We start from the raw sequence: 513 nt of genomic DNA, 5'->3' as shown, positions 1-513 counted from the left end.
TGATGCCCGTATTGTCTGTGTCCGCAATCGCAATAAGCACAAGGACTGGATTGCCATTATCTGCACTGATATGGGCCTGAGCGAACAGGATATTATCCGTATTTACGGCCATCGCTGGGATATTGAGGTATTCTTCAAAACTTGCAAAAGCAGTCTGCTATTGGGAAATGAATATCATGGCCTTTCCTATGACGGCCTTACCGCACATGTTGCAATGGTTTTTACACGCTACATGCTATTAGCAGTTTCTAAGCGAGATAACGAAGATGACAGAACTCTTGGCGAGTTATTCTATCTTATGGTATCCGAAGTAGCAGATATAACTTATCATGAATCAATGATGATCATAGTTGAAGCTATGCTGGCAACAGTGCAGGAAGAATTCCATATCACTGATGAGCAGATTGAATGCTTCTACAATAAATTTATGTCCAAGTTGCCTGAGTCCATGCAACGCTTATTGCAAGCTAATTGAGAAATTTATCTTTTGAAATATACAGTTTTCAAGGAGCC

General features: G+C 40.5%; 1 protein-coding gene. It reads left to right on the top strand.

All coding sequences use genetic code 11. The annotated features are described in order from the left end of the window. Positions 1–475: transposase (locus I6E26_RS11095; RefSeq protein WP_235321923.1), on the top strand; the 475-nt coding region annotated here is incomplete at its 5' end. Positions 476–513 lie beyond the last annotated feature (38 nt).

Source organism: Anaerovibrio lipolyticus (genome assembly GCF_021531495.1).
In the GTDB taxonomy this organism is placed as follows: Bacteria; Bacillota; Negativicutes; order Selenomonadales; family Selenomonadaceae; genus Anaerovibrio.
The sequence above is the reverse complement of the archived record's forward strand: the minus strand, read 5'-3'. Positions and strand labels throughout refer to the sequence as shown.